The 19462-nt window shown below is 72.2% G+C and carries 18 protein-coding genes; all 18 read left to right on the forward strand.

Going from position 1 to position 19462, the window contains the following annotated elements:
* Positions 1–432: 432 nt before the first annotated feature.
* Entirely contained in the window at positions 433–1158 is a 726-nt protein-coding gene (locus ACIQI8_RS38870; RefSeq protein ID WP_402361842.1) for a hypothetical protein, read from the forward strand.
* The gene (locus ACIQI8_RS38875) at positions 1155–2912 is read left to right on the forward strand and encodes an acyl-CoA dehydrogenase family protein (protein ID WP_402361845.1); all 1758 of its coding nucleotides are present in this window, start codon (positions 1155–1157) and stop codon (positions 2910–2912) included. The genes ACIQI8_RS38870 and ACIQI8_RS38875 overlap by 4 nt, the downstream gene beginning before the upstream one ends.
* 7 nt (positions 2913–2919) lie before the next feature.
* Entirely contained in the window at positions 2920–3723 is an 804-nt protein-coding gene (locus ACIQI8_RS38880; RefSeq protein WP_402361847.1) for a 4'-phosphopantetheinyl transferase family protein, read from the forward strand.
* Positions 3724–3854: 131 nt separating this feature from the next.
* Positions 3855–4679, forward strand: coding sequence for an RNA polymerase sigma factor (locus ACIQI8_RS38885; RefSeq protein ID WP_402361850.1), 825 nt, complete (start codon positions 3855–3857; stop codon positions 4677–4679).
* On the forward strand, positions 4676–6091 hold the full coding sequence (locus ACIQI8_RS38890) for an aldehyde dehydrogenase family protein (protein WP_402361853.1): 1416 nt from the start codon (positions 4676–4678) through the stop codon (positions 6089–6091). Before ACIQI8_RS38885 ends, ACIQI8_RS38890 begins: the two co-directional genes overlap by 4 nt.
* Before the next feature lie 9 nt (positions 6092–6100).
* The gene (locus ACIQI8_RS38895; RefSeq protein WP_402361856.1) at positions 6101–6568 is read left to right on the forward strand and encodes a DUF4188 domain-containing protein; all 468 of its coding nucleotides are present in this window, start codon (positions 6101–6103) and stop codon (positions 6566–6568) included.
* Between the two features lie 16 nt (positions 6569–6584).
* Entirely contained in the window at positions 6585–8366 is a 1782-nt protein-coding gene (locus ACIQI8_RS38900) for an acetyl-CoA carboxylase carboxyltransferase subunit alpha (protein ID WP_402361859.1), read from the forward strand.
* Positions 8356–8862 (forward strand): acetyl-CoA carboxylase biotin carboxyl carrier protein, encoded by a 507-nt coding sequence (accB, locus tag ACIQI8_RS38905; RefSeq protein WP_402361862.1) that lies wholly within the window; start codon positions 8356–8358, stop codon positions 8860–8862. Before ACIQI8_RS38900 ends, accB begins: the two co-directional genes overlap by 11 nt.
* Before the next feature lie 11 nt (positions 8863–8873).
* Entirely contained in the window at positions 8874–10235 is a 1362-nt protein-coding gene (gene accC / locus ACIQI8_RS38910) for an acetyl-CoA carboxylase biotin carboxylase subunit (RefSeq protein WP_402361865.1), read from the forward strand.
* A 105-nt stretch (positions 10236–10340) separates the two neighbouring features.
* On the forward strand, positions 10341–10841 hold the full coding sequence (locus ACIQI8_RS38915; RefSeq protein WP_402361868.1) for a cobalamin B12-binding domain-containing protein: 501 nt from the start codon (positions 10341–10343) through the stop codon (positions 10839–10841).
* Entirely contained in the window at positions 10841–12118 is a 1278-nt protein-coding gene (locus ACIQI8_RS38920; protein ID WP_402361871.1) for a methylaspartate mutase, read from the forward strand. The genes ACIQI8_RS38915 and ACIQI8_RS38920 overlap by 1 nt, the downstream gene beginning before the upstream one ends.
* A complete protein-coding gene (locus tag ACIQI8_RS38925) occupies positions 12115–13101 on the forward strand; it encodes a transporter substrate-binding domain-containing protein (protein ID WP_402361874.1) in 987 nt (328 codons plus the stop codon). Before ACIQI8_RS38920 ends, ACIQI8_RS38925 begins: the two co-directional genes overlap by 4 nt.
* 90 nt (positions 13102–13191) lie before the next feature.
* Positions 13192–14091 carry a DMT family transporter gene (locus ACIQI8_RS38930; protein WP_402361877.1) on the forward strand — a complete coding sequence of 300 codons (900 nt, stop codon included), beginning with the start codon at positions 13192–13194 and terminating at the stop codon, positions 14089–14091.
* Positions 14088–15134 carry an aspartate-semialdehyde dehydrogenase gene (locus tag ACIQI8_RS38935; RefSeq protein WP_402361880.1) on the forward strand — a complete coding sequence of 349 codons (1047 nt, stop codon included), beginning with the start codon at positions 14088–14090 and terminating at the stop codon, positions 15132–15134. The genes ACIQI8_RS38930 and ACIQI8_RS38935 overlap by 4 nt, the downstream gene beginning before the upstream one ends.
* Positions 15131–16237: an aspartate kinase gene (locus ACIQI8_RS38940; protein ID WP_402361883.1), complete on the forward strand. Its 1107-nt coding sequence runs from the start codon at positions 15131–15133 to the stop codon at positions 16235–16237. Before ACIQI8_RS38935 ends, ACIQI8_RS38940 begins: the two co-directional genes overlap by 4 nt.
* A 4-nt stretch (positions 16238–16241) precedes the next feature.
* Complete coding sequence (locus ACIQI8_RS38945; protein ID WP_402361886.1) at positions 16242–17231, forward strand: TauD/TfdA family dioxygenase; 990 nt, start codon at positions 16242–16244, stop codon at positions 17229–17231.
* A gap of 131 nt (positions 17232–17362) precedes the next feature.
* Complete coding sequence (locus tag ACIQI8_RS38950) at positions 17363–18403, forward strand: LuxR C-terminal-related transcriptional regulator (RefSeq protein ID WP_402361889.1); 1041 nt, start codon at positions 17363–17365, stop codon at positions 18401–18403.
* A 148-nt stretch (positions 18404–18551) separates the two neighbouring features.
* The gene (locus tag ACIQI8_RS38955) at positions 18552–19448 is read left to right on the forward strand and encodes a LysR family transcriptional regulator (RefSeq protein WP_124002647.1); all 897 of its coding nucleotides are present in this window, start codon (positions 18552–18554) and stop codon (positions 19446–19448) included.
* Positions 19449–19462: the final 14 nt, after the last annotated feature.

Consider the following 19462-nt stretch of genomic DNA (forward strand, 5'->3'; position numbering starts at 1 on the left):
GCTCCGGCCCCGGCCACGGCCCCGGCCCCGGCTCCCGCCCCGTCGACGGCTGCGGCTCCCCGATCGGCGTCTCCCTTCGGAGTGCCGCCGGCTCCGTCCGGCGGTTCCGCGGCGGCTGCAGCCCTGCCGCCTCCTCCGACCCCCGGCCCCCCGTCGCCATTCGGCGTGCCACCGGCCCCGGCCTCGGGCATTGCGCCGGCTCCGGCCTCCGGATCCACGCCGGCCTCGGCCTCCGGCGCTGCTCCCGCCCCTGCCCCCGCCGCTGCTTCCCACCTTGCCGCCGGGGGTCCTTCTGCCCTTGCCTCCGGCACTGCGTCCGCTCTCGCCTCCGGGGCGACGCCGGCCCAGGCCTCCGGCGCTGCTCCCCAGCTTGCCTCCGGGGTTGCTCCTGCCCTTGCCTCCGGCACTGCGTCCGGCCTTGCCTCCGGATCTATGCCAACCCCTGCCTCCGGCACTGCGTCCGGCCTTGCCTCCGGATCTACGCCGCCCTCTGCCTCCGGATCTACGCCAGCCCCTGCCTCCGGCGCTGCTCCCGCCCCTGCCCCCGGCATCGCGCTCACCCGGGAACCCGTTGCCGAATCGACGCTCGCCTCCCTCTTCGCCTTCGGCGGTCGGCTCCCCGACCTCGACCCCGCCGCGCTGGACCTCTCCGCGCGCCCCAAGGACCTCGTGCTGCTCGGGTTCGCCCAGGAGGCCGAGGAGACGGCTCGGCGGATCGCGGACGGCGGGGACGTGCGGGGCTCGGAACTCGTACGGGACCTGCGCGCCGCCCTCGTCGACACCTTCGCCACCGCCGCCGAGGCCCAGCGGGACCGGGCCCGGGGGCTCGGTGCCTCGGCCGAGCTGCTCGATCTCGCCGAGCGCTGCTGTCTGCTGTACGCGGGTGCGGCGGCCGTTCTCGCCTGGCGGGCCCATCCCGACCGGCGGCTCTACGGCGACGAGCCCGGCGGCAGCGGATGGCTCACCGCCGTACTGGCCGTCCTCCTCGCCCTGGCCGACGGGCGTGATCCTCGACAGGCCGCGACCGAACTGCCGCCCGCCGTACGCGCCCTCACCCGACTCGACGCGGCGGGGCTCCTCTTCACCGCATTCCCGGTCCAACTGTCCGACGAGCGGCCGGAGCCCGACGAGGGGCACGAGGGGGACGAGACGACATGACCGATCTCAGCGCGCTCATGGGGGACTTGGAGGCCTATCTCGGGGATCCCTGGGATCCCGCCGGCCCCATGCCCTACCCGCGCATCCTCGACCTCGACGAACGTCAGGAGTACCCGCACGAGTTCGTGGACGTGCTCGCGGGCTGGGGGCTGTACGACTGGATCGTGCCGGCGGCCAACGGCGGCAAGGCCGTGCATGTCGAGGACGGGTTCAACCTCTACCGTCTCGTCGGGCGCCGCGACCCCACCTCCGCGACCGCGATGGTGCTGACCAGCCTCAGCTACATGCCCGTGTGGATCGCCGGCAGCCCCGCCCAGCGTCAGCACTTCGCCGACGCCATCCGGGCCGGGCGGAAGCTCGCCTGGGGCCTGTCGGAGCGCGCACACGGCAGCGACATCCTCGCCAACGAGACGACCGCGCGCCGCACCGAGGGCGGCTGGCTGCTGAACGGTGAGAAGTGGACCATCGGCAACGCGACCGTCGCCGCCGCCGTGATGGTCTTCGCCCGGACCTCGGAGAAGGGCGGCCCCGGCGGGTACTCCATCTTCGCCGTCGAGAAGGACGGGATTCCGGCGGAGCAGTTGGCCCACCTGCGCGACGAGCCCCTGCACGGACTGCGCGGGCTCGACATGAGCGGCGTACGGCTCACCGACTGCTTCGTGCCGGACTCCGCGCTCCTCGGACGGGTCGGACAGGGCCTCGAAGTCGCTCTGAAGAGCAGCCAGTTGGCCCGGGTCGCCATCTCCAGCATCGCCATGAGCTGTGTCGACACCGCCCTGCGCTCCACCCTCGACTTCGCCTCCGGACGCGTCATCTTCGGTGGGACCGTGCTCGAAGTGCCGTACTCCAAGAGGCAGTTGGCCGAGAGCTTCGCCGAGCTGCTGATCGCCGACGCGCTGACCACCGGTGCCGTGCGGTCGCTGCAGCTCGCGCCCGCGCAGGCCAGCATCTGGTCCTCGGTCGTGAAGTACTTCGTGCCGACCCTCCTTGAGGAGACCCTGGCCCGGCTGACCACCGTCCTCGGCGCCCGCTACTACCTGCGCGCCCATCCCCGCCACGGCATCTTCCAGAAGGTGCTGCGGGACTTCGCCATCTCCAACTTCGCCGACGGCAACACCGTGGTGAACCTCAAGAACATCGCCCTCCAACTGCCCGCCCTGCTCGGCGGCGCGGTCGCCCAGGAGCCCGGTCCGGTGACTGAAGCGGTCGCAGCCACCGAGCGGCTCTTCGATCCCGCCCAGCCCATGGAGCCGTACGAGCCCGCAGCCCAGCAGTTGTTCAGCCGGGGCGGCGACGACTCGGTGCTCGCCCTGCGGTCCGCCGTCGCCGAACTGCGCCGGGCCGCCGATGCCGCCGAGGGACGCGAGGCCGGCTGGCTGGCCGGCTGCGCCGAGACCGCGGGGCTGCTCGCCGACGAGGTGCACCGGCTCGCCGACGAACACGCCAAGCTCGTAGCCGAACAAGGGCGTAGGGCCGGACAGTCGGCCGAACTGTACGACCTCGCCAAGCAGTACGCGGCGGTGTCGGCGGCGGCCGCCTGCGTCCATCTCTATCTGCGCGGACGCGACAGCTTCGCGCCCGCGCTGCGCTCGCCCGCCGTGCTGCTGCTCTGTCTCGAGCGGCTGCTGCGGCGCTTCCACCCCACGCGGTGGACGACCGGACCCGCGGACATCGAGGCCGTCGCCGAGGTCATGGCGGACGCCCACCGCGATGGCCGGCTGTTCTCCTTCCGTCCGTTCCAGGTGAGTTGGTGACCCGCAGATGCCTGTGACCGCCGAGGCCCCCGACACCGCGCGCGAGCCGGCCGACGACCCGTTGGCCGGCGGAGCCGACGTCTGGCTGCTCGCCGAGGAGGACGTCGAGGAGTTCGCCGCCGCGACCGGCGGCCTCGACCTGCTCACGGAGGAGGAACGCGCCCGGCACGACCGGCTGTTGTTTCCCGCCGCCCGTACCCGCTTTCTCGGCGCCCGACTGCTTTCGCGTGAGGTGCTGTCGCAGTACGCCGACGTGGCGCCGGAGGAATGGCGGTTCGACAAGGGCAAATTCGGCAGGCCCAGCGTCCATGGCGCCGACTGGGGGCTCGACTTCAACCTCACCCACACCAACGGACTGATCGCGGCGATCGTCGTCCGCGGTCGTACCGCCGGAGTCGACGCGGAGAACACGCCGGCCCGGCCCGAGGCCGTTCGGTTCGCGCCGAAGGTCTTCACGCCGCTGGAGCAGGAGGTGCTGCGCCGCGACCGCGAGGACCAGCGCGGGCACGCCTTCGCGGACTCCTGGGTGGCCAAGGAGGCGTACACCAAGGCCACCGGCATGGGGATGGCGCGCGGCTTCGACGCCTTCTCCGTGCACCGGCTGCGCGGCGGCGGGTTGGCCGTCGTCGACGAGGAAATCCCGGAGCCCGAGCGGCCGTTGTGGCAGATCCAGGTGCTCCAGGTGTGGGACCGGTTCGCGCTCGGCATCGCCATCCGGGCCAGCGAGGACGACTCCGGGCCGATCCCCGTACGGCTGCGCTCGGCCATGGCGGAGCTGCTGCCGGCCGTCTCCCGGAGCGGCCCGCGATGAACCGCCACGCTGTCCACTCCTGGCATGACCGCTACCTGACGCCGTCATCCGTATCCGGCCACCGTGTCCGGTGTGTTGCATGGAAGCCGGATCCCGCCGCAGCGCGGGCGGTCGCGGACGGAGGACGAGCGATGCCGGCGAAGGGGAACGCGGAGCTGCTCGCGGGCTGTGCCCGCGGCGAGGCGGAGGCGTGGGACGAGACGGTCGACCGGTTCGGCCGGCTGGTCTGGTCGGTGGCGCGAAGCCACCGGGTCAGCCGGGTCGACGCCGAGGACGTGCGGCAGGTCACCTGGTTCCGGCTGATGCAGAACGCCGACCGCATCCGCGACCCGGACCGGCTGGGGGACTGGCTGGCCACCGTTGCCCGCCGCGAGGCCATCAAGGCGGCCACCCGCGACCGGCGCCTGGTGATGGTCGGCGACAGCGCGACCCTTGAGCACTTCCTGGACCACCACGAGAGCCCCGAGCAGATCACCCTGCGCGCCGACCGCGGCCAGGAGGTGCTGCGCGCGATCGACAGCCTCTCCGACCAGTGCCGCGAACTGCTGTTACGGGCCCTCCAGGACCCGCCGGCCTCCTACCAGGAGATCGCCGCCGCCCTGTCCATGCCCCTCGGCTCGGTCGGCCCCATCCGCACCCGCTGCCTGCGCAGACTGCGCCGCGCGCTGGACCGGGACGGTGCCGTGCCGGCGCCCTCGGCGGACGACTGCACGCGCTGCCCGGCCCGCACGCCCGCCGCGCCGCACGCGACAGCGTCCGCCGGCCCGGCCGAGGCCGTACACGCGCCGGCGCCCGCTCCTGCTCCGGGCACGCCACCGGACCGTACTCCCGGCGCCCGGTACGCGACAGCGCCCACAGCGGCGCCCGGCGCTGCCCCCACGCCCGCCCGGGCCCCTGAGGTTCCCCGCCCCACGCCCTCCGTACGCACCCCCGACGGAACCGAGGTACCCAGGTGACCACCCTCGCCGAAACCGAGACCCTGCTGGTCAGCCGGGAGATCATCACCGGTGAGCCGCTCGGGACCGTCGAGCTGTGCACGCCCGACCACGTGGCGTCGGCCGGTCGGCGGGCCGGTGCCGCCGCGCCCGGGTGGGCCGCCACGCCCGCCGAGGAGCGGGCCGCGATCGTCGAGCGGGCCGCCGAGCTGCTGGTCGAACGGGCGCCCCAGGTACAGGAGTTGCTGGTCCGGGAGGGCGGCGCGATCCCCGGCAAGGCGTTCTTCGAGGTCTACCAGTCCGCCCAGGAACTGCGCCACGGCGCCTCCCTCGCCCGCCACCCCGGCTTCCCGCACCCGCCCGCCGACGACCCGGCCCGCGTCTCCGAGGTGACCCGCGTCCCGCTGGGCGTGGTCGGGGTGATCGTGCCCTGGAACTTCCCGCTGCTGCTCGCCACCCGCTCGATCGGCCCGGCGCTCGCCCTCGGCAACGCCGTCCTGCTCAAGCCCGACCCGCACACGCCGCTCAGCGGCGGCCGGATCCTCGCCGAGGTGTTCGCCGACGCGGGCCTGCCGCCGGACGTCCTGGAGGTCGTGCACGGCGACGCGGAGACCGGTGCGGCGCTGGTCCAGGCGCCCGATGTGGTGATGGTGTCCTTCACCGGGTCGACCGAGGTGGGCCGCGAGGTCGGCGCCGCCTGCGGCCGGCTGCTCAAGCGGGTCGTGCTCGAACTCGGCGGCCAGAACGCCTTCGTGGTCCTCGACGACGTGGACGTGGAGGCGGCAGCGGCGGCCGGCGCCTGGGGCTCCTTCCTGCACCAGGGCCAGATCTGCATGTCCGCCCGGCGCCACCTCGTCCACCACTCGATCGCCGACGCCTACACCGAGGCGCTCGCCCGGCACGCCGAGGCCCTGCGCATCGGCGACCCGCACCGCTCCGACGCCCAGATCGGCCCGATGATCGACGGGCGTCAACTCACCACCGTGGCCAACGCTGTTGAGCAGGCCGTCGCCCAGGGCGCGCGGCTCGTCACCGGCGGACGGCCGCTGCCCCCGTACTACCCGCCGACCGTACTGGCCGACGTCACCGAGCAGTTGGACGTCTTCCACACCGAGGTCTTCGGACCGGTCGCCACCGTCACGCCCTTCGCCGACGACAACGACGCCGTCCGTCTCGCCAACACCTCCGACTACGGACTGACGGCGGCCGTCTACACCGGCGACTCCGCACGCGGCGAGGCGATCGCCGACCGGCTGCACACCGGTGTCGTGCACGTCGGCGACCAGACCGTCGTCCAGGACGCGGCCCTGCCCTTCGCCGGCGTCGGCGCCTCCGGCAACGGTTCCGGCTTCGGCGGCCGGGCCGCCCTGGAGGCGTTCACCCGCTGGCGGACCCGCACGACCAGTACACCGCCCCGCACGTACCCCTTCTGAGGAGTTCCCGTGGCAGTCGAGGTCCAGCGTGTGCCCCAGGTGGCCGATCCACCGGAGGGCACCGTCGTCTTCCTGATCGGCATGCGCGTCAACAGCCTCTGGAAGGTGCACCGTTGGGTGCCCTCCTTCCTCGCGATGATCCGCATGCTGACCGAGCTGCACCGGCAGCGGGAGTACGGCTTCCTCGCCGCCAGGACCTGGCTCGCCCGCACGGTCGTCGTCGTCCAGTACTGGCGGTCCATGGACGAGCTGATGGCGTACGCGCACAACCTCGACGCCGAACACCGGCCCGCCTGGGCCCGCTTCAACCGGGCCGTCGGTGACAACGGAGCGGTCGGCATCTACCACGAGGCGTACGTCGTGGACCCGGCACGCACCCACACCGTCTACCGCAACATGCCGCCGTTCGGCCTCGGCGCGGCCACCGCGCACCGGCCGCAACGGTCCGCTCCGGTGCCGTCCGGCGACGGCAGTTGAGAGGAAGGGAGCACCCGTGTCGACCCCACAGATGCCACAGATACCGCAGCCTCCACAGGGCACGCAGATGCCACCGGTCACGCCGAGTCCGCAGGTCCCCTCGCCCGTACGGGCCGCGCAGCAGGACGTGCAGTGGCGCAGGTGCGCCTCCTGCGGGTCCTTCATCTACGGCAAGCGCCTGGACCGCAACCTCAAAGTGTGCCCGGAGTGCGGCTTCCACTTCCGCATCCCGCCGGACGTCCGCATCGGACAGCTCGCCGACCCGGGCAGCTTCGAGGCGTTCCCCGACACCTACGCGCCGCGCGACCTCCTCGGCTTCCGCGACAGCAAGCCCTACCCGGACCGGCTGCGCGACGCCCAGGCGCGCACCGGCCGGCAGGACGCCATCCTCACCGGCCGGATGACCGTGCGCGGCAGGCCGGTCGTGGTGGCCGTCCTCGACTTCACGTTCATGGGCGGCAGCATGGGCACGGTGGTCGGCGAGGCCGTCGCCGCCGCAGCCCGCAACGCGCTGGCGCGGCGCCTGCCGCTGCTGCTGATCGCCGCCTCCGGCGGGGCCCGCATGCAGGAGGGCGCGCTGTCGCTGATGCAGATGGCCAAGACCGCCCAGTGGGTCGCCGCCCTGCGCGAGGCCCGTGTGCCCGTCATCAACCTCAACACCGACCCGACCTTCGGCGGTGTCAGCGCCTCCTTCGCGATGCTCGGCGACGTGATCCTCGCCGAACCCGGCGCCCTCATCGGCTTCGCCGGACCCCAGGTCATCCGCAACACCATCCGCCAGGAGCTGCCGCCCGGCTTCCAGAGCGCCGAGTTCCTGCTGGAGCACGGGATGATCGACGCGGTCGTACCCCGCGAGAACCAGCGCGAGCAACTGGCCCGGCTGTTGGCCCTGTTGGGCCCGTCGCTGCCCGAACTCCCCGACGCCACCGGCCCCGAGGCGATCCGCACCACGCCGGTGCCGTCCACGCGCAGCACCCGCGAGACCGTCGCGCTGGCCCGGGACATCGGGCGGCCCACCACCCTGGAGTACTTCGGGTACGTCTTCGACGACTTCGTCTCCCTGCACGGCGACCGCGCCTTCGGCGACGACCACGCGCTGGTCGGCGGGATCGCCCGGTTCGGCGGCCAGAGCCTGGTCGTCCTCGGGCATCAAAAGGGCCACGACACGGCCGAGTTGGTGCGCAGCAACTTCGGCATGCCCAATCCCGAGGGCTACCGCAAGGCGCTGCGGCTGATGCGGTTCGCCGACCGGTTCGGGCTGCCGGTGATCAACTTCATCGACACACCGGGCGCGTTCCCCGGCATCGAGGCCGAACAGCGCGGCCAGAGCGTCGCCATCGCCGACTGCATCCTCGAACTGTCCCGGCTGCGCGTCCCCGTCGTCTCCGTGGTCACCGGCGAAGGAGGCAGCGGCGGCGCCCTCGCCCTCGGCGTCGCCGACACCGTACTGATCCTGGAGAACGCCTACTACTCGGTGATCAGCCCCGAAGGCTGCTCCACGATCCTCTTCGGCACCGCCGAACACGCGGACCGCGCCGCCGACGCGCTGCGCCTGACCGCCCCCGAACTGCTCCGGCTCGGCGTGGTCGACGGCGTCGTGCCCGAACCGCCCGACGGCGCCCACACCGCCCCCCACACCACCGCCCTGACGGTGAAGAACGCCCTGGCGCAGGCCCTCACCCCCCTGCTCGACCTCGACGGCGAACAACTCGTCGCAGCCCGACGGAGGCGGTACGACCGCTTCGGGGATCCGCAACTGCAGCCCGTAGTGGACTGGGAGACGCACGATGAGCACTGAGCTGAACACCGCGGCCGAGGACGCCGCCGACCTGACGGTGGAGCAGCTGCGGGCCCAGACCCGCCTGCTCGCCGGTGAACTCCCCGGCACCCTGCGGCGGATCACGCTGCGAGCCGGTTCCCTGAGCGTGGACGTGGAGTGGGACAACGCACCGGCGGCACCGGTCGCCGCGGTCGCCCCCGCCGCGTCGGCCGCCACCGCGGCCCCGCCCGCGCAAGCCGCCCCGGCGGAGGCGCAGCAGCCGCCCGCCGGCGTCGTCCAGGTCACCGCCCCTCTCGTCGGCACCTACTACCAGGCACCCTCCCCGGGCGCCGACCCCTTCGTGCAGGTCGGCGACACCGTCGAGGCCGGACAGCAACTCGCCGTCATCGAGGCCATGAAGCTGCTCAACTCCATCACCGCAGAGGTCCGGGGCGTCGTCCACGCCATCCACGTGCGGGACGGCGAGGTCGTCGAGTACGACCAGCCCCTGATCGACTTCGTCCCGGCCGGCTGAGGCGGACCGCCATGTTCGAGAAGGTGCTCATCGCCAACCGCGGCGAGATCGCGCTGCGGATCATCCGGACCTGCCGTGACATCGGCGTACGCACGGTCGCCGTGTACTCCACCCCGGATGCCGACGCGCGGTTCGTGAAGGCCGCCGACGAGTCCGTGCACATCGGGCCCGGCGCGCCCAGCCGCAGCTACCTCAACATCCCCAACATCATCGGCGCCGCGCTCAGGACCGGCGCCGACGCCGTCCACCCCGGCTACGGATTCCTCTCCGAGGACCCGTACTTCGCCGAGATCTGCGCCGACGCCGGTGTCACCTTCATCGGTCCGCCGCCGGACGTCATGGAGAACGTCGGCGACAAGGCCACGGCCCGCCGGCTGATGACGGAGGCCGGGCTCCCGCTGCTGCCCGGCACCACCGAACCCGTCGACTCCGCCGACAGCGCCGAGCAGATCGCCCGCGAGATCGGCTACCCCGTGATCATCAAGGCGGCGGCGGGCGGCGGCGGACGCGGGATCACCGTCGTCCACCGCCCCGACGACCTGCGCGACGCCTACGCCCGCACCAGGGCCGGTGCCCAGGCCGTGTTCAAGAACAGCGCCGTCTACATCGAGCGCTACCTCACCCGCACCCGGCACATCGAGATCCAGGTCCTGTGCGACGACTTCGGCGGCGCGATCCACCTGGGCGAACGCGACTGCTCGGTGCAGCGCCGGCACCAGAAACTGGTCGAGGAGTCACCGGGCCCCGACATCTCGCCCGAGCTGCGCGAGCGGCTCGGCGCCGCCGCCGTCGCCGGAGCCAGGGCCGTCGGCTACCGGGGCGCCGGCACCGTGGAGTTCCTGCTGGAGACCGACCCGGCCGCCGCCGGCACCTTCTGGTTCATGGAGATGAACGCCCGTATCCAGGTGGAGCATCCGGTCACCGAACTCGTCACCGGCGTCGACATCGTGAACGAGCAGCTACGGGTGGCCTCCGGCGCCCCGCTCTCCGTCAAGCAGGAGGACGTCGTGGTGCGCGGCCACGCCATCGAGTGCCGCATCAACGCCGAGGACCCCGACCGCGACTTCGCGCCCACCCCCGGCCTGCTGGAGAACTACCGTGTCCCCGGCGGCCCCTGGGTCCGCGTCGACACCGACTACGTGCCCGGCTCCCGGGTGAGCCCCTACTACGACTCGATGATCGGCAAGCTGATCGTCTGGGGCCCCGACCGGGCCACCGCACTGGACCGGGCTCAGCGCGCACTCGCCGAGTTCGATGTGAAAGGTCCCGGAGTTCACACGACCATTCCGTTGCACCAGCAGATACTGAGTCATCCGGAATTCAACCGGACAGGTGTGACCACCGATTTCCTGGAGCGGAATTTCTCCCTTTAATAGGGCTCCCGCGGTGACCCGCATAGAAAATAGTGATCGACCCCTTCTGGAATTCCGTTCGGATAAGTCTGTACATATCCCCTGGCGATTCGAAGAGTGAGGGGTATGTCTGAATACCCGATGACGACCCCGATGCCGGAACGCTCCCTGCGCGTCGTGGTCTCCAGCGTCTCGTCCGACGCGCACATGTGGAACCTGGTCTACCTCCAGCTGCTCCTCGAAGAGGCGGGGCACGAGGTCACCAATCTCGGCGTGTGCCCTCCGGACGCGACCGTGATGGACGCCTGCCGCGGTGCCGACCGGCCCGACCTCGTCGTCCTCAGCACCGTGAACGGGCACGGCCACCTCGACGGACTCCGGCTGATCCGGGCGATCCGACGGGACCCCGAACTCGCCCTGCTGCCCGTCGTGATCGGCGGCAAGCTCGGTGTGCGCGGGGGAGACGACGGCTTCGGCGAGCGCCTGCTGGACGCCGGCTTCAACGCGGTCTTCAACGAGTCCGAGGCCCCGGTCGCGCGGATGCTCGCCGACTTCGGCGCCTTCCTGCGGACGCTGGCCGGGAGCCTCGCGCCCAGGGAGCCCGCGGCCCTGGCCGAGGCACGCTGATGCCGCGGTTCGCCGACTTCGTGCGCACCGCGGCGGGGGCGGGCGTGCTCGTCGTCCAGCCCCGGATGGGCTTCGGCCCGCTCGACCGCATGCGGGCCGGGCTCACCGCCGTACGCGACTGCCGGGCCTCCACCGTCGGCACCGTGACCCTCGACAGCTACACCCGCGTCGGGGACTTCGACTCCGCGCGCCGCGCCCTGCGCGACGGCGCCGAACTCAACGGCTTCCCGCTGGCGGCCCACGGGGCGCGTGCCGTACGGGAGTTGCTCGGCGAGGTGAGCTCCCGGAACTTCCCGGTCCAGGTCCGCCACGGCTCCCCGCTGCCGCTGGGCCTGTTCCGCATCATGGTCGCCGCGGGCGTCGACGCCACCGAGGGCGGACCCGTCTCCTACTGTCTGCCCTACGGCCGCGTACCGCTGCCGCAGGCCACCGACAACTGGGCCCGCTGCTGCGAACTCGCCGCCGACGCGCCCGATCCCATGCACCTGGAGACCTTCGGCGGCTGCATGCTCGGCCAACTCTGCCCGCCCTCCCTGCTGGTGGCGCTCAGCGTCCTGGAGGGGATGTTCTTCCGCGAGCACGGACTGCCCTCGGTCTCCCTCAGCTACGCCCAACAGGTACACCTGGGCCAGGACTTGGAGGCACTTGCGGCCCTGCGCTCGCTGGCCGCCGAACACCTCGGCGACATCGACTGGCACGTCACGCTCTACACCTACATGGGCGTCTTCCCGCGCACCCCCGTCGGCTCCTTCCGGCTCCTGGAGGACAGCGTGCGGCTCGCCGTGCACAGCCGCACCGAGCGGCTCATCGTCAAGACGCCCGCCGAGGCCCGGCGCATCCCCGCGGTCGAGGAGAACGTGGAGGCACTGGAGTTCGCCGCCGCCGTCGCCGCCAAGGAGGCCGCCGACTGCGCGACCGCGCACTGCCCGCCGGCCGCCGAGACCGGCCTCCTGGAGGAGACCAGGACCCTGCTCGCGGCCACCCTCGAACTGGGCCGGACCGTCGGCGAGAGCCTCGTCGCCGCGTTCGCCCGGGGCGTCCTGGACGTCCCCTACTGTCTGCACCGCGACAACGCGGGCGAGTCCAGGGCCGTCATCGACGAGCGCGGCATGCTCGCCTGGTCCCGCGCCGGCGGCATGCCGGTCCGGGTACCCCGCACCGACGCCATGGCCGCGGCCCCCCTCACGGCGGCCCGTCTGACGCGGATGCTGTCCCACAACGAACGCCGTTACGACCGCGAGGACATCGCGGGCGCCCTGCTGCGGAGCGCGGCGTGAACGGCCCGACGACCCCGATGACACCGGCGGGCGGGATCGTGCCGCCCGGCATCGCGTTCGTCGACACCCTCGCCGAGGTCCGGGCCCGCGGCGCCGTGCGCGCGCTGGTCTCGCGCGGCCAGCCGGGGCTGTCGATGTGCACCGCCGAGGGGCGCTGGACCGGCCTCGACGCCGACGTGGCCCGGGCGGTCGCCGCCGCCGTGCTCGACGACGCCGAGGCCGTCGACTGGCGGCCCTCCGACTCCGCCGCCCGGCTGACCCGGCTCGCCGCCGGAGAGGCAGACGTGACGGTGTGCAACGTCAGTTGGACCATGGGCCGCGAGGCCGACCACGGGCTGCTGTTCGCCGGGGTCACCTGCTACGACGGGGAAGGCTTCCTGGTGCCGGCCGGCTCCGGCGTCGAGGACCCGGCCGACCTCGCCGGACAGCGCCTCGCGGTGCACGCCGGCTCCACCACCCCCGACAACCTCGCCGACTGGTACCGGCCGCGCGGCCTCACGGTCACCCCGGTCGTCTTCGGCGACCCGCAGGAGGCCCTGCACGCCTACGCGGCCGGCGACTGCGCCGCGTACGTCCTCGACAAGGTCGCCCTGGCCGGCGCCCGCCGCACCCTGCCCGACCCCGAGGCGCACCGCATCCTCCCCGCGGAGATCTCCCGCGAACCCATGGCCGCCGTCGTGCGCGACGACGACCCGCGCTGGTTCCGCGTCTGCCGCTGGGTCCTGCAACTCCTGTTCGCCGCCGAGTACGAGACCCACCGCGACGGCTTCCCCGGCCGCGCCGCCGTCGCCCGCCAGGCCGGCCGGCACGGCCCCGCGGCAGGACTCGACGAGGCCTGGGCGGCCCGGGTCCTGGACGCCGTCGGCAGCTACGCCGAGCTGTACGAGCGCAACCTCGGGCACTCCTCGGGGCTGGACGTGCCCCGCGGTCCCAACGAGCTGTGGACCAGAGGCGGTCTGCACTACGCCGTGCCCCTGCACTGACCCCCACACGCGACCGGAGACGAGGTACCGACCGTGACCACTTCCGCCAACCGACGGCAGACCAGAGGGGCGTTGGAGTTAACCGCCGCCATGGTCCTGTCGGGCACGTTGGGCGTCTTCGTCCTGGAGTCGGGCCAGCCGAGCTTCAACGTGGTCTTCTTCCGCTGCGTGTTCGGCGCCCTGGCCCTCGGCGCGTACTGCCTGGCCCGCGGTCTGTTCAGGACGCACAACTTCACCCGTCGCACCTTCGCGCTGGCGGTGCTCGGCGGTGTGTGCATCGTCTTCAACTGGGTGCTGCTGTTCAGCTCGTACAGCAAGACGTCCATCTCGGTGGCCACCGTCGTCTACCACACCCAGCCGTTCTACGTCGTGCTGCTCGGCCTGATCCTGTTCAAGGAGCGCCTCGACCGCCACCAGGCCGGCTGGATCCTGCTCGCCTTCGCCGGTGTGGTGCTGGTCGCCGACCTCGGCTCGGCCACAGGCGACAAGGGAGGAACGTATCTCCTGGGTGTCGGCCAGGCCCTGCTCGCCGCGCTGCTGTACGCCTTCGCCACCGTCATCGCCAAGCACCTGACGTCGATCCGCCCCGAGATCACCGCCTTCACCCAGGCGTCCGTCGGCATCCCGCTGCTGCTGCCGTTCACCGCGCTCGGCCGCACCGCCGGACTCGGCGCCGACTGGGGCTGGCTCGTCGGCCTCGGCGTGATCCACACCTGTCTGCTGTACATCCTGCTCTACGCCTCGTACCAGAAGCTGCCCACCGCGAGGATCGCGGTGCTGTCCTTCGTGTACCCGGCCGTGGCGATCCTCGTGGACTTCACCGTCTACGGGCACCACATCTCGCTGCTCCAGGCCCTGGGCATCCCGCTGATCGTCCTGGCGGGCCTCGGTGTGAACCTCGGCTGGCACCTGCTGCCGGCCTTCGGGCGCCGCCCCTCTCGGGACGACACATCGCCCGCCGCGCTCACCCGGATCGGAGAACCCCGATGACTTACGTCAGCGACCCCGCGGCCCCGCGGATCGCGATCGCCGGCGCCACCGGCGCCGTAGGCAACACCCTGATCGAGCTGATCAGTTCGCGCGGACTGCGCCATCGCGGCGTCCGGCTCGCCGCCTCCGCCCGCTCGGCCGGCCGCACCGTCGAGGTCGACGGCCGCGCCCAAGTGGTCGAGGACCTCGACGGGTTCGACTTCACGGACGTGGACCTGGCGTTCTTCTCCGCGGGCACCTCCGTCAGCGAGAAGTGGGCCCGGCCCGCCGCCGCGCAGGGCGCCCTGGTCATCGACAACACCAACGCCTTCCGCATGGACCCGGACACCCCGCTGGTCGTGCCCCAGGTCAACGCCGACGTCCTGCTCGCGGGCCGCCCGGCGAGCGGGATCATCGCCAACCCGAACTGCTCGACCATCCCGCTGGTGCGGCTGCTGCAGACCGTCGAGCAGCGCTGGGGCATCCGCCAGGTCGTCGTCAGCACCTACCAGGCGGCCTCCGGACAGGGCCAGCACGGCATCGCCGAACTGCGCGAGGGCAGCGCCCTCGCGCTCAGCGACCCCGACGCCGAACTCCCCGCCGAGCGCTTCAAGCCGGCGCTCGCCTTCAACGTCGTGCCGTTCATCGACAAGCTGCTGGACACCGGGTTCACCATGGAGGAGCAGAAGATGCTCCAGGAGTCCCGCAAGATCCTCGGCCTGCCGCACCTCGACGTCACCACCACCTGCGTCCGCGTGCCCGTGGTCAACTCCCACTCCGAGGCGGTCTGGGTCGAGGCCACCGAGCCCGTGGACCGCGCCGAACTCGTCGCGCGCCTGGCCGAGTTGCCCGAGGTCACCGTCCACGACAAGGACGCGCCGGGCGGCTTCCCGACCCCGCGCACCGCGGGCGAGCCCGACCACGTGCACGTCGGCCGCATCCGCGTCGCCCCGCACAACCCGCGCGGCTTCTGGCTCTGGCTGGTCGCCGACAACGTGCGGATCGGGGCCGCCCTCAACGCCGTCCAGATCGCCGAGTACGTCCTCGACCGGGGGTTGCTGTGAGCGACACCGCCATTCTCAAGTTCGGCGGCTCCACTTTCCGTTCGCACTCCTCCTACGACGACCTCGCGGCCGGCCTGGAACGCCGGCTGGACACCGAGGGGCGCCGGCTGGCCGTCGTGGTCAGCGCCATGGCGGGGGAGACCGAGCAACTGCGCGGCCGGCTGCACGAGGTCAACGTGCACCCGGAGGACGCCACGTCGGCCGGCATGCTCGCCACCGCCGACCTGATCAGCGCCCATCTGCTGGCCACCGCCCTGCACCGCAGGGGCCGCAGCGCCACCGTGCTGGCCGGCCACCAGGTCGGGCTGACCACCAACTCCGCGTTCCTGTGGGCCCGGGTGATCGAGACCGACCCGGGACCGCTGAGTCGCTCCCTCCAGGAGTACGAGGTCGTGGTCGTGCCCGGCGGACAGGCCGTGGACGCGCAGCGGCGGCCCACCTGGCTGGGCAAGAACAGCTCCGACCTGTCCGCGATCGCCGTCGCGCGCGCCGCCGGCGGCGGCTCCTGCGAGATCCACTCCGACGTCGACGGCATCTACACCTCCGACCCGCACCTGGTGCGCGGAGCGCGGATGCTGCCGCACGTCTCGTTCAACATGGCCGCGCTGATGTCCCTGTACGGCGCCAAGGTGCTGCACCGGCGCGCGGTCCAACTCGCCCTGCGGCACAACATCGAGATCGTCTGCCGCTACAACCGCGCCCCCTTCGCCCAGGGCACGACGATCAGCCGGGAGGGCAACCAGCTCACCGCCATCGTCTTCAACCAGCGCTCGGTGGTGCTCGGTTACGACTCCGACGACGCCGCCGACATCGCGCACGGCCTCTTCCACGCGGCCGGCATCGACACCGTGCGGCTCACCGAGAAGCCGTGGGTCGCGGTGGTCGGCGGGTTCGTCGACCTGGAGGAGGTGCAGCGCCGCCAGAACCTCAAACCCGGTACGTACGTGGGGGTTCCGGTGGCCGAGATCCGCGGCTCCAAGGTCGTCACCCACATCGCCGGGGACGGCGAGGACGCCCTGCACCTGGCCCAGCGACTGCACGACACCATCGACCTGCCGAGCGCGGGCCCCGCGGCCCCGCAGCCGCAACTCGCCGGAGTGTGACGCCTTGACCTTCGCCGACCTCGCGCTGCCCGATCCCGTCCGCGACGCCCTCGGCGCCCGGCTGCGCCCGCTGCCCGACCCGGCGGCGGACGTCGACCGCGCGCTGACCCGCTACCACCAGGCGTTCGCCGACCTGCCGACCCAACTGCTGCAACAGATCATCGACTTCGGCCGGCACAACGACGCACCCGGTCTGATGCTCGTCCGCAATCTGCCGAGAGACGCGGAGCTGCCGCCGACCCCGGCCGACGGCGGACCCGCCCCGGGCCGCAGCAGCTTCGTCGCCGAGGGGGTGCTGCTCGGCCTCACCGGACTGCTCGGCGAACCGATCGGCGTCCTGACCGAGAAGGACGGCCGGATCGTCCACGACGTCGTCCCCGTGCCCCAGGGAGCGCACGCCCAGACCAACCAGGGCTCCGCGGTCTTCCTCAACTTCCACAGCGACATCACCTACGACGCCATCGGCCGCTACGACCTCGCCAACCCCGACTTCCTGGTGCTCAACTGTCTGCGCGGCGCACCCGACGGTGACGCCGTCACGTACTACGCGGACGCCCGCGCGATCTGCGCGGCGCTGCCCGACTCCGTCGTCGACACCCTGCGCAGCCCGCTGTTCCGCCTCAACGCGCCCGGCAGTTACACCCGGGACGTCGCCGAGGGCGACGAGGTGCTCTCCGAACCGGTGCCGATCCTCAGCGGCGCGGCCCGGTTCCCGGAGATCGCCGTCTCCGCCAACGGCACGCGCCCGCTGACCCGGGGCGCCACGGCGGCCCTGGAGGCGCTGCGGCAGGCCTGCCGGGTGGCCGCCGACGAGGTCCGGCTCAGCCCGGGCCAGGCCCTGCTCATCAACAACCGCAAGGGCGTGCACGCCCGTTCCGTGTTCCAGGCGCGTTACGACGGCCAGGACCGCTGGCTGCAGCGGACCTACATCCGGCGCAACCTGTGGAGCGTGCGCTACCGCGCGACCCCGGAGGACCGGCGCGTGCACTACTGAGCCCCCGAGATGACGTTGTCGAATGCGCGCGAGGCTGCCAGGACTTCGGGGCGGCCACGGTGTCCTAGGGTGGAAAAGGCACACCCACGCGCCCGCCGCGGCCGGGCGAAGTGACGGGGAAGGGTGACGAGTTGTCCGACGGTATTCCTCTCCTTGGCGACCTCGCGGTCCGGGCGTACGAAATCGCCCTGGACCACGGGCGGTTCGTGGACGAGGAGATCGCCGCCGAACTCGGCGCCGAGCCCGGCGCGGTCACCCGGATCCGCAAAGCGCTGCAGGAACTGCGGCTGCTGAGCCCGGAGTTGCCCGGCCGGCCCGTCGTCCCGCTCGACCCCGAGGTCGCGGAGGCCGAACTCGTCACCCCGCTGGAGGTCGCGGTCGCCCGGCGCCGCCGGGAGATCGCGCGCATCCAGCAGGAGCTGCGCTCGCTGGCCGCCACCTACCGCACCCGCCGCGACGGCAGTGCCGACGAGGTGCCCATCACGGTCCTCGACGACTACGAGGAGGTGCGGCGCGAGATCGACCGCGCCCGCTACGGCTGCGCCGAGGAGCGCATGAGCCTGCAGTCCGGCGGCGGTCGGCCCCCCGAACTCCTGGAGGCCGACCGGGAGCACACGCTCGAACTGCTGCGCCGCGGTGTGCGGGTACGCATCCTGTACCAGCACACCGCCCGCACCAGCCCCGCCACCCGCACCTACGTGCAGGAGATCACCCGCCGCGGCGCCGAGGTCCGCACCGTCGAGGACCTCTCCGAGCGGCTCATCGTCTACGACCGCAAGGTCGCCTTCATCCCCAAGGAGCGGCCCGACAGCCGGCCGCCCGGCGCCGCCGTCGTCACCGAACCCACCCTCGTCGGCTATCTCTGCCGGTCCTTCGAGGCCGTCTGGCAGATCGGCCGGCCCTGGGAGGCAGACGGCCGGCCCGAGGAGTACCACCAACTCGCGGAGGAGGTACGGATGTCCATCATCCGCCTCATGGCGCTCGGTCTGAAGGACGAGGTGATCGCCCGCCGGCTCGGCATGGCGACCCGCACCTGCCGCCGCCACATCTCCGCGATCATGGAGGAAATGGGCGCCGTGAGCCGTTTCCAGGCCGGGCTCATGATTGGCCGTCAGGGCCTGCTTTCCGACGCCGAATTCGACGTCGACCTCACCGGACTGGCCGCTAAATGACGCCGTTGGCCGCAATGTGACAACCCGGGGACATGGCGTTCCCGCAGGGCCCGGTGTTCTCCTGGAAAGAGAAACGGCACCGCAGGACCGGTACCAGAGAACTGGTGCCGGAAATCCGCCCGGTGTCGACCCATAAAGGGAGTGGACCATGGATATCAGGCAGCTGGCGGCGTTCCACAAAGTGGCCACGCTGCTGAGCTTCTCGAAGGCGGCCACCGAGCTGAAGTACGCACAATCCAGCGTCACCAGCCAGATCAAAGGGCTGGAGATGTCGCTCGGAGTGGACCTCTTCGACCGCCTCGGCGGCCGCATACAACTGACCGAGGCGGGCCAGCGGCTCCTGCCCTACGCCGAGCAGATGCTCGCCCTGGCGGGCGAGGCGCGCGGCGCCACCGTGGGCACCGGCGATCCCGCCGGCGTCCTCACCGTCGGCTCGATGGAGTCCATCACCTCCTATCGCATGCCGCCCCTGCTGGAGTTCTTCCACCACCGCTATCCGGCCCTGCACATCGTGCTGCGGCCCAGCCTGTGCGCCGAGACCTGTCACGCGCTGCGCCAGGGCATGTTCGACATGGGCTTCCTCATGGAGGCCGAGACGAGCCATCCCGGCGTGCAGACCGAGGTCCTCGGTTCCGAACCGCTCAGCGTCGTCGCCGCCCCCGACCACCCGCTCACCCGGCTGCCCAAGGTGACCACGGAGGAGCTGCGCCGCACCCAGGTCATCTCCGCCGAGGCCGGCTGCGCCTACCGCGAGCTGTTCGAGGCGGAGCTGAACGACGGCACCGGAGAAGCGCTTCCGTTCCTGGAGTTCGGCACCAGCGAGTCCATCAAACGCGGGGTGGCCGCCGGGCTCGGCATCAGCCTGCTGCCCACCGCCACCGTCCAGGACGCCCTGGACGCGGGCCTGCTGGTAAAACTCGACTGGGAGATCCCCTTCGAGGTGTTCACCCAGCTCGCCTGGCGGCGCGGCAAGAACCTCACCCGCGAGATGCGGGTCTTCGTCGACCAGACGATCCGGTTCCTCGCCGAGGAGTACGGGCGCTAGGGGCACGGGCGACA

It is taken from the genome of Streptomyces sp. NPDC092369 (assembly GCF_044755245.1).
Lineage (GTDB): Bacteria > Actinomycetota > Actinomycetes > Streptomycetales > Streptomycetaceae > Streptomyces.

Bases quoted from the DNA above. Each gene is read 5' to 3' on its own strand.
- ACIQI8_RS38955 (WP_124002647.1), top strand. From the start codon at position 18,552: ATGGATATCAGGCAGCTGGCGGCGTTCCACAAAGTGGCCACGCTGCTG.
- ACIQI8_RS38930 (WP_402361877.1), top strand. From the start codon at position 13,192: ATGGTCCTGTCGGGCACGTTGGGCGTCTTCGTCCTGGAGTCGGGCCAG.
- ACIQI8_RS38885 (WP_402361850.1), top strand. From the start codon at position 3,855: ATGCCGGCGAAGGGGAACGCGGAGCTGCTCGCGGGCTGTGCCCGCGGC.
- ACIQI8_RS38870 (WP_402361842.1), top strand. From the start codon at position 433: ATGCCAACCCCTGCCTCCGGCACTGCGTCCGGCCTTGCCTCCGGATCT.
- accC (WP_402361865.1), top strand. From the start codon at position 8,874: ATGTTCGAGAAGGTGCTCATCGCCAACCGCGGCGAGATCGCGCTGCGG.
- ACIQI8_RS38875 (WP_402361845.1), top strand. From the start codon at position 1,155: ATGACCGATCTCAGCGCGCTCATGGGGGACTTGGAGGCCTATCTCGGG.
- ACIQI8_RS38915 (WP_402361868.1), top strand. From the start codon at position 10,341: ATGTCTGAATACCCGATGACGACCCCGATGCCGGAACGCTCCCTGCGC.
- ACIQI8_RS38880 (WP_402361847.1), top strand. From the start codon at position 2,920: ATGCCTGTGACCGCCGAGGCCCCCGACACCGCGCGCGAGCCGGCCGAC.
- ACIQI8_RS38935 (WP_402361880.1), top strand. From the start codon at position 14,088: ATGACTTACGTCAGCGACCCCGCGGCCCCGCGGATCGCGATCGCCGGC.
- accB (WP_402361862.1), top strand. From the start codon at position 8,356: ATGAGCACTGAGCTGAACACCGCGGCCGAGGACGCCGCCGACCTGACG.
- ACIQI8_RS38920 (WP_402361871.1), top strand. From the start codon at position 10,841: ATGCCGCGGTTCGCCGACTTCGTGCGCACCGCGGCGGGGGCGGGCGTG.